Source organism: Pseudomonas syringae pv. cilantro (assembly GCF_001293775.1).
GTDB classification, from domain to species: domain Bacteria; phylum Pseudomonadota; class Gammaproteobacteria; order Pseudomonadales; family Pseudomonadaceae; genus Aquipseudomonas; species Aquipseudomonas syringae_P.
In genome coordinates this window covers 1-1,886 of the sequence record NZ_LGLN01000073.1, presented here as the reverse complement: position 1 = coordinate 1,886, position 1,886 = coordinate 1, and the positions used below count along the sequence as shown (strand labels likewise).

Sequence of the window (1,886 nt, the reverse complement as noted above, 5' to 3'; positions counted from 1 at the left end):
TGAACGCTTCCGGCCTGGTGCTCGGCAATCCGCCCGAGCAGCCTTTCCAGACGTATTCCCACTGCGTCATGCCGAACGGCCTGGTGACTTCATTCATCGACAGCGTGCCCACCGAAGGTGAGGATTATCGTATCGGCGGGACCGAAGCGCCGACGGTGAGAATCCTCTTGAAAGGGGATCGCTCGTTCGTGCAGGAAGAATATGACTACGGTTATATTCCTGCGATGAAGGACGTGACGCTGAGCTGACACGTCGTTCCCATATAATGCCTAAAGAACGCCTGTGCGAGCAGGCGCTCTTCGTGCGTTCAGCCCAGCAGCTCGCTCATCGCGATAATCTGCTCGGCCATGGTTACATACCAGCGCCTTGGCAGGTGTAGCGCTAGTTCATGCATAGGCATTTCAAAATGCCCATGCATGGACAGCATATTTCGTTTCCTCAGAACCATACTCAAAGGAGAAATCGCAATGGCGACTGCGAACAAAAATCTCAAGGCGACTTGGGTCGCAACCGTTACGAATCTTGACTGGCCGTCAGCCTCATCTCTGGCCATCACTGATGAGGCCGCACGTGTCAGTGCACAGAAAGAAGAGTTGACCGGCATTCTTGATGATATTGCGGCAATGAAAATGAATGCAGTGATATTCCAGGTTGTTCCCTGCGCAGATGCATTCTACGCATCAGACCTGCTTCCATGGTCGAAGTACCTGACGGGGACGTTGGGGAAAAATCCCGGCTTCGACCCACTGGCTTATGCTGTTGAGCAGGCGCACGCTCGTCATATTGAGCTGCACGCATGGGTGAACCCGTACCGCATATCAATGAACACCAGCGATGCCACAATAGAAGAGCTGAATAACTCATCCTCTGACTCGCCGGTCAGTGTGTTTAAACTGCATCCTGAATGGACAGGCACTTCAGCGAAGCGCTTTGTTCTCAATCCCGGCATGCCAGAAGCTCAGGCTTGGGTGAGTAATATTGTTGAAGAAATTGTCACCAAATACGATGTTGATGCCATTCAGTTCGATGATTATTTTTATTATGAATCCGCAGATTCCCTGCTGAATGATGATGCTACCTACCAGACATACAATACGACCTTTACCACAAAGGCCGACTGGCGACGAAATAACACGTATTCGCTGGTTGATGCATGCCATAAAAAAATAGCGGCAGTTAACACAGATGTCTTGTTTGGTATCAGCCCGGCAGGCGTCTGGCGTAATAAATCTGATGACCCGCTGGGGTCTGATACGCAGGCAGGTGCACCCAATTACGATTTTGCGTATGCAGACACCCGGAAATGGGTCATTGACGGCATCATTGATTATATCGCCCCACAGGTCTACTGGCCGTTTGCCCGGGAGGTTGCCCGCTATGACGTCATCACACGGTGGTGGGCGGATACCGTCAGTGGTACCGGCACAGCGTTATATGTTGGTATGGCTCTGTATAAAGTGGGAACGGCATCAGAGGCCGAGCCCGACTGGACTGTTGAGGGAGGCGTGCCTGAAATTACCCGTCAGCTTGACCTGAATGATTCTCTGGCTGAGGTGTCCGGGTGCATGTTTTTTCGACATATGTTTCTGCGGGCCTCACAGACTCAGCAGGTGGTTGACTACCTGAAGCTTCGCTGGGCCGACGTTTAAGTAGACGCTGATTTATTCTAAAACCCAGCTGTTGCACCCTGACAAATCAAGGTCTCCAGAGCATCGCCGGGGTGAAAAATCGAATAAATCAGCGGCTCCTTAGCTTGAAAGCAATAAGCCTGGTTACACACTCGCGTTCTAAACCTATTCAACCATAATAATGGTTTGCTGCTGCATAGATGGACCACTTTTGCGAACGTGCCTCACATCTTGAGTGAGGTCCTCCATGAAGCTGCC

The 1,886-nt window shown here is 51.3% G+C and carries 2 protein-coding genes; both read left to right on the top strand.

Annotation, left to right across the window (positions count from 1 at the left end; translation table 11 throughout):
• The coding region (locus ABJ99_RS19735) for a glycoside hydrolase family 68 protein (RefSeq protein WP_195842911.1) at positions 1–248 on the top strand (248 nt) is incomplete at its 5' end.
• A 219-nt stretch (positions 249–467) separates the two neighbouring features.
• Positions 468–1,649 carry a glycoside hydrolase family 10 protein gene (locus tag ABJ99_RS19730; protein ID WP_054087249.1) on the top strand — a complete coding sequence of 394 codons (1,182 nt, stop codon included), beginning with the start codon at positions 468–470 and terminating at the stop codon, positions 1,647–1,649.
• The last annotated feature ends 237 nt before the right edge of the window (positions 1,650–1,886 follow it).

Excerpts from the sequence above, each read along its gene's own strand:
- ABJ99_RS19730 (WP_054087249.1), top strand. The coding sequence starts at position 468 with ATGGCGACTGCGAACAAAAATCTCAAGGCGACTTGGGTCGCAACCGTT.